This window comes from Desulfofundulus sp. (assembly GCF_049701015.1).
GTDB lineage: Bacteria > Bacillota > Desulfotomaculia > Desulfotomaculales > Desulfovirgulaceae > Desulfofundulus.
In genome coordinates this window covers 2,310-8,798 of sequence record NZ_JBNATZ010000094.1, presented here as the reverse complement: position 1 = coordinate 8,798, position 6,489 = coordinate 2,310, and the positions used below count along the sequence as shown (strand labels likewise).

Genomic DNA, 6,489 nt, shown 5'->3' with positions numbered 1-6,489 from the left:
CAGTAAGAAAGGAGAACACCCATGCTCGGCATGAACAACGATATCGGCATCGATCTGGGTACCGCCAACGTACTGGTTTACGTTAAAGGAAAAGGCATTGTCCTGCGGGAACCCTCGGTGGTGGCCATAAACAAAGAAAACGACCGGATCATCGCGGTGGGTTCCGAGGCCCGGCGCATGCTGGGCCGTACCCCCGGTAACATTGTGGCCACGCGGCCTTTACGGGACGGTGTTATCGCGGACTACGACGTGACGGAAAAAATGCTGCGTTACTTCATCAGCCGGGCCGGTGGGAAAAAAGGTCTGTTCCGCCCCCGCGTAATGGTCTGCATTCCCTCCGGCGTGACCAATGTGGAAGAAAGAGCCGTGCGCCAGGCAGCCATCCAGGCTGGCGCCAGGCAGGCTTACGTGATCGAGGAGCCTCTGGCGGCGGCACTGGGAGCGGGGCTGGACATTTCCGAGCCTACCGGGACCATGGTGGTGGATATCGGCGGAGGCACCACCGATGTGGCTGTCCTCTCTCTGGGCGGGGTGGTATACAGCCGTTCCCTGCGCGTGGGGGGGGACAGGTTTGACGAGGCCATCGTGCGCTACGTGCGCCGGGTGTTCAGCCTGGCTATCGGTGAGCGCAGCGGCGAGGAGATCAAGATCAACATCGGCAGTGCCGACCCCGGGCATGCACCCCGGCAGGAGATGGAAATCCGCGGGCGCGACCTTGTGTCCGGCCTGCCCCGGGCGGTGGTCATCACCACCCATCAGGTTCACGAGGCCATCTCCGAAAGCCTGGAGGCGGTAGTGGGAGCGGTAAAAGAGGTGCTGGAGCACACCCCCCCCGAACTGGCTGCGGATATAGTGGACAAGGGTATCGTGCTGACGGGCGGCGGGGCGCTGCTGCACGGCATCGATACCCTGTTGAGCCGGGAAACCGGGGTGCCGGTGCACATAGCGGAAGACCCGCTCTCCTGCGTAGCTCTGGGAACGGGCCGGGCCCTTTCCATGTTGAACATCCTCAGCAGTGCCGCCACCGCCCGCAAGAAACGGTTGTTGAACATGAGAAAGACGGGGTGAGCGGCTGATACAGGCACTGAAAAGCCGGCGGTGAACCCGCCGGAGTAAGATGGTTTGACAGGCCCTGCTGGATAAGCGTACAATATTTAAAAAATAGCAACTGCCGGGAGGAGAACTGCTTTGAGCCTGCCTTCACCACCGGCGGGGGAGATAATCCTCACTTACGACGATTACCTGCAGCTACCCAACGACGGGAACCGCTACGAGATCCTGGAAGGGGTGCTGCATGTGACGCCATCGCCGACTACCCGCCACCAGCGGGTGTGCCGCAACCTGCATTTCATTTTGCACGCCCATGTTACGGAAAACAACCTGGGAGAGGTTTTTTTCGCCCCCCTGGACGTGGTTCTCAGCCACATCAGTATCACCCAACCCGATCTCCTTTACGTTTCCCGGGACAGGCAAGACGTGATCACGGAAAAAAATATTGCCGGCGCCCCCGATCTGGTGGTGGAAATTCTCTCCCCTTCCACATCGGGTGTCGACCAGGTTACCAAGGCCCAGGTATACGCGCGTTACGGCGTACCCTACTACTGGGTGGTGGATCCGGACGGCAAAACGCTGGACGAATTTCGCCTGGAGCGGGGAATTTACATGCCGGTTCGCCGCTGGGAACAAAGCGCCCGGTTCACCCCTGAGCTGTTCCCCGGCCTGGTGGTGGAACTGGAAAAGGTCTGGGCGTGAACAGGCCGTCATTTTCCGCAGAAAATGACGGCCTGTTGTAGTTTAGGTTAAGGGAATTATCGCTGTGTTGCTGTATTTTTCCTTGATAATATGCTTTAGAATTTTGCCGGATGCGTTTCGCGGGATGCTATCGGTAAATTGGATAATACGCGGTACTTTATACTCAGCCAGGTGCCGTTTGCAAAACTGTCGTATTTCTTCGGGCTGCATCTGGTGTTCCGGCATAGGTACCACCAGTGCCATTACCGTTTCACCCCAATCGGGATGGGGTATCCCGACTACGGCGGCATCGGCTATTCCGGGGTAGAGCGACAATACATCCTCAACCTCCTTGGGATAGACGTTTACTCCGCCGGTTATAATCATGTCTTTTTTGCGGTCCTTGATCCAGATGTAACCGTATTCATCCCGTTCAGCCAGGTCACCGGTATAAATCCAGCCGTTAACTAATATTTCGGCGGTATCCTGGGGACGGTTTAAATAACCGATCATATTGCTTGGAGTTTTAATGATGATCTCACCGATTTCGCCCGGACTCACGTCCTTCCCTCCGGCGTTGACCACCCTCACCTCAGTGGTTACCGAGCCCCGGCAACCGATGCTGCCGGCAAAGTGTGGGTGTTCGTGGGGGTGAAGTGCCGTTCCGTTGGGACCCGCTTCCGTCAGACCGTAGACTCCCATAAAGCCGCCGGGGAAAAGCTTCATCATGTTATCAAGCCCGGCCTTTGGCATGGGTGCGCCACCATAAATCCAGCGCCTGGCCGAAGTTAGGTCATACTGGCTGAAATTAGGCAACCTGGCCGCCAGGTTGTAGGCGACCGGTGCACCGAAAAAGTGCGTGGTCCTTTCTCGCTCTGTCAGTTCCAGCATCGCCTGGGGGGTGAAATTGCCCAGCACGTGGGTGGCTCCAGCCCATGTTCCCCCGACCATCATCAGGTTTAAGGGGGCGGAGTGGGTCAGGGGCATTAGATGGAGGCAACGGTCCCCGAAATATATGTCCGCCTCATAGGCCATCATGATGGCCACCATGGTTACGGCATTGTGTGTGAGCATTACACCTTTTGGTTTGCCGGTTGTACCGGATGTGTATAGAATTTCTGCCAGGTTGAATGGGTTCAATGGTAGGTCGAGATTTTGATCTTCAAATTTTTCTTTCAAGCCGGCCATTTCGTGGGTTGAGATTGTTTTAACCCGGGGGATATTCTTCGTGGCCTCTTCCACCACCGTCCTGAGTGCGTCCTCATAAATAATAACTGAAATCTCACTATCCTGAAGAATATAAGCTATTTCGGTAGGTGTAAATTTTACATTTAGTGGTGTAACTGTCCCGCCTGCTTTTAATACAGCAAAATATCCAATGATAAATTCTGGCCGGTTTGAGATAAACAGGGCGGCTCTGTCGTTAGCCCTGAAATTTTGGGCCTGCAGGTAACGTGCGAGGCAGTTGGCCTCAGCATTCAATTGGTACCAGTTTAGGGTAACATCACCCTGGGGCCACCGGACAGCTTGCACCCCGGGGTATTTGGCCGCATTCCTCTCGAGCAGTTGATGAACTAATTCGCCCATTCTCTCACCTCTTTCTGAAAGTCCCGATTTAGAATTGAGTTAATTTGCATATCTGGCGGCGTAGAGTGGTATATCTGTAAGAGCCTGGTATTGAAGGGGTTCACTCGTAAACCTTTTCTTCCAACCGTTCGGCGTCGTGGGCGTCCTGTTCAACGTCGCGGTGGCCGGCTGGTGAACCGATCAGCTCCCTGTAGTATTCGTGTTGTATGATCAGGTTCATTATTTCGCTGGTACCCGTCCAGATGATGGCCAGGCGGGCGTCCCGCAACAGCCTTTCAATGGGGTATACCCGGGTGTAGCCGATTCCTCCCATGACCTGCATCGCATTGTTAATTACCGCCCACGCTGTTTCCGTGGCGAATTTTTTGGCTTCCGATACCATGCGCCTGCAGCGGGCGGGATCCGCCCCCGCATCCACCGCCCTGGCCGCGGCATATACCAGCCCCCGGGCTGCGTCCAGCATGGTAATGCTGTCAGCGATTTTAAAACTGACGGCCTGGAATTTGTTGATCGTCTGGCCGAAGGCCTTGCGGCGGGTGCTGTAGCGCGCAGCCACCTCCAGCGCGGCCCGCGCCATGCCCAGTGAGCCAGCGGCACTGGTCATCCGTTCGGGGATCATCATCTGGTAAAATATTTTCGAGGCTTCATTTTCCTGCCCCAGCAGGTTTTCCGCCGGCACCCTGCAGTTGTCCAATACCAATCGTCCCGTGCCGCCCCCCCTCGTGCCCATCAAGCCGTAAACGTACTCAACCTTGACCCCGGGGCCCCTTTCCACCAGAAATGCGGATAAGGACTTGTGGGACGGGGCGTTGGGGTCGGTCCTGGCATAGATGAGAAAATAGTCGGCTCCTTCCGCACCCACGATGAATCTTTTCTGACCTTTCAGAACATAATAATCGCCCTCTTTCCTGGCCACGGTGGTGGCCCCAAAGAAGTCCGACCCGCCCCTGGGTTCGGTGAGGCCTTCGGCAGAAGCCATTTTGCCGGCCAGGGTGGGTTTTAAAAACTTTTCCTTTTGGGCGGGTGTTCCGAATTTATCAATGGCCTCGCCCACGATACTGGGCATGGAATACAGGCAGGAGAGGGACATACTCAGGACCCCCACCTCTTCCAGGGCAATAATTTCGTCGCTCCATTTCAGGCCCCGGCCGCCGTACTCTTTGGAGAAGCGCAGGCCGAGCAAATTTCTGGCCCCCGCTTCCTCTAAAAATTGGCGTGGAAACTGCACCCGCTCGGCGTCCATATCCAGGATGAGCTGGCGGGGGACCGATTTGACAAAGGCTCGCACCTCGTCCCGGAGCTTCAACTGTTCCGGAGTTAACATAAAATCAAGCATCTTTCACCACTCCCGTTTAATATTTATCCGGCGTGTTATATTTGCTTTTGTAATATGTTATATTACATACTGTCATGTCGTCAAGAATATTCAAAAATCTATAAGTTTATTGTATAAAAAGAGGGGTGATTATGGGCTATAAGTCTATAGGCAGGCGAATCCAGATGGCCAGGGAGGAAGCAGGTTTGAGCCAGGAACAGCTGGCGGCAAAAATTGGGTGCTCCCAGTCCGCCCTTTCAAATTATGAACAAGGCAAGCGCCGTCTGTATCTTGCCCAATTGGAAAAGATTGCGGAGGTTCTGCATAAACCCATCGATTATTTTTTACAGCCGGTGGAAGAAAAGGATGCCGGCCGGAACACGGCTTATACGGACGTGGATACCGATATTCAAGCGGTGCTGGACGCCCTGCGGAAACTCTCGCCAGCTTCAAGAAAACTGGTGGTTGATTTCATCCTGTGGATGAAGGAAAGGGAGGAGAAGCATAATGGCTGACTTTGCCTTGACGCGGGAACAGTCCCTGCTGGTGGAGGAAGTGCGCGCTCTGGTGCAGGAAAAAATTGCCCCGGCCGCCCGGGAGCTTGACTGTGCCGGGGATGAACGCTTTGATTTTACCCTGGCCGAATTGCTGGCCCGCGTTAATTTACTCACTCCTACGGTCCCGCAGGAATACGGCGGCAGGGGGCTGGACTATTTTACCACTGCCCTGGTACTGGAAGAACTGAGTACCGCTTGTGCCGGCCTGGCGGCGGTGGTCACGGCCAACATTCACGCTGCCAGCCCCATTATACTGGCCGGTACGCCGGAGCAGAAAAACACCTACCTGCCCGACCTGACGCAGGCCAGTCCCCACCTGGCGGCCTTCGCCCTTACGGAGAAATCTGCCGGGTCGGATATTGGAGCGATGGAATCACTTGCGGTGGCTGAAGGGGAAGACTGGCTGGTCAACGGGGCCAAAGATTATGTCATTAATGGGGGTGTGGCCAGCTTCGTCACTCTTTTTGTGGCCACCAATCCACGGAACGTAAGAGGGAGCATGTTATGCCTGGTGGTGCCGCAGGATACGCCGGGGCTCAAAGTGGGGGCTGTGCGCCACAAAATGGGTATCCGCTATGCTCAAACGGTACAGCTCTTGTTTGAAAACCTGAGGTTGGCAAAAGAGCACGCCATAGGGATACCGGGCAGCGCTTACCTGTTGTTGATGCAGACTTTTGACCGGGGGCGCTCCCTGGCCGGGGCCATCGGGGTGGGTATAGCCAGGGCTGCTTTTGAATACGCCCTCCAGTACAGCAAGGAAAGGTATCAATTCGGCCGGCCCATTTATGTGAACCAGGGGGTTTCCTTTGCTCTGGCCGAACTGGCCACCAGAATAGAAGCAGCCCGCATGCTGGTCTGGAAGGCGTGCTGGCTTATTGACCGGGAACTGGATTACACCATGGCCTCTTCCATGGCTAAACTTGCCGGGAGCCGGGTAGCTGTCGAAGCTGCCGCGGCGGCCATGGAGATATGCGGCGGGGAGGGTTACCTGCAGGGCCACCCGGTGGAAAGGTATTTGCGCGACGCCAGGGTGCTGCCCCTGATAGAGGGTACCGACAATGTCCAAAAAGCCGTCATTGCTTCTTTGCTCTGAAACCGTGCTCCCGGTTTTTTTAAAAAGATCCCCGCTTTTATCCGGAGGTGCTTAATATATCTTGACTATTTCCAATCTCCTGCAATAATACGGACGCTTTTACTATTTTTATTCCTTCGTACTCTCCCAATTGTAATAGGTGCTTGTCGCCGGTAACAATGTAAGTTGACCTTCCGGCAATTGCGCATTCGATTATCCGGTTATCG

At 55.4% G+C, this 6,489-nt stretch carries 6 protein-coding genes; 4 read left to right on the top strand and 2 right to left on the bottom strand.

Annotated elements, in window-relative coordinates; translation table 11 throughout:
* Positions 1-21: 21 nt before the first annotated feature.
* Together ACPLUI_RS07495 and ACPLUI_RS07490 are read left to right on the top strand one after the other, a co-directional pair.
* Positions 22-1,068, top strand: coding sequence for a rod shape-determining protein (locus ACPLUI_RS07495; protein WP_424659647.1), 1,047 nt, complete (start codon positions 22-24; stop codon positions 1,066-1,068).
* 120 nt (positions 1,069-1,188) lie between these two features.
* Positions 1,189-1,752 (top strand): Uma2 family endonuclease, encoded by a 564-nt coding sequence (locus ACPLUI_RS07490; protein ID WP_424659646.1) that lies wholly within the window; start codon positions 1,189-1,191, stop codon positions 1,750-1,752.
* A 42-nt stretch (positions 1,753-1,794) separates the two neighbouring features.
* Here the strand turns inward: ACPLUI_RS07490 and ACPLUI_RS07485 are convergent, their stop codons facing one another.
* Positions 1,795-3,318, bottom strand: coding sequence for a class I adenylate-forming enzyme family protein (locus tag ACPLUI_RS07485; RefSeq protein ID WP_424659645.1), 1,524 nt, complete (start codon positions 3,316-3,318; stop codon positions 1,795-1,797).
* Between the two features lie 100 nt (positions 3,319-3,418).
* Positions 3,419-4,654, bottom strand: a complete 1,236-nt coding sequence (locus ACPLUI_RS07480; protein WP_424659644.1) for an acyl-CoA dehydrogenase family protein — start codon at positions 4,652-4,654, stop codon at positions 3,419-3,421.
* A 131-nt stretch (positions 4,655-4,785) separates the two neighbouring features.
* Here ACPLUI_RS07480 and ACPLUI_RS07475 point away from each other — a divergent pair, with 131 nt between their 5' ends.
* Positions 4,786-5,148 carry a helix-turn-helix domain-containing protein gene (locus ACPLUI_RS07475; protein ID WP_424659643.1) on the top strand — a complete coding sequence of 121 codons (363 nt, stop codon included), beginning with the start codon at positions 4,786-4,788 and terminating at the stop codon, positions 5,146-5,148.
* Positions 5,141-6,283, top strand: a complete 1,143-nt coding sequence (locus tag ACPLUI_RS07470) for an acyl-CoA dehydrogenase family protein (RefSeq protein ID WP_424659642.1) — start codon at positions 5,141-5,143, stop codon at positions 6,281-6,283. Before ACPLUI_RS07475 ends, ACPLUI_RS07470 begins: the two co-directional genes overlap by 8 nt.
* The last annotated feature ends 206 nt before the right edge of the window (positions 6,284-6,489 follow it).

Bases quoted from the DNA above. Each gene is read 5' to 3' on its own strand.
- ACPLUI_RS07495 (WP_424659647.1), top strand. From the start codon at position 22: ATGCTCGGCATGAACAACGATATCGGCATCGATCTGGGTACCGCCAAC.
- ACPLUI_RS07485 (WP_424659645.1), bottom strand. From the start codon at position 3,318: ATGGGCGAATTAGTTCATCAACTGCTCGAGAGGAATGCGGCCAAATAC.
- ACPLUI_RS07480 (WP_424659644.1), bottom strand. From the start codon at position 4,654: ATGCTTGATTTTATGTTAACTCCGGAACAGTTGAAGCTCCGGGACGAG.
- ACPLUI_RS07475 (WP_424659643.1), top strand. From the start codon at position 4,786: ATGGGCTATAAGTCTATAGGCAGGCGAATCCAGATGGCCAGGGAGGAA.
- ACPLUI_RS07470 (WP_424659642.1), top strand. From the start codon at position 5,141: ATGGCTGACTTTGCCTTGACGCGGGAACAGTCCCTGCTGGTGGAGGAA.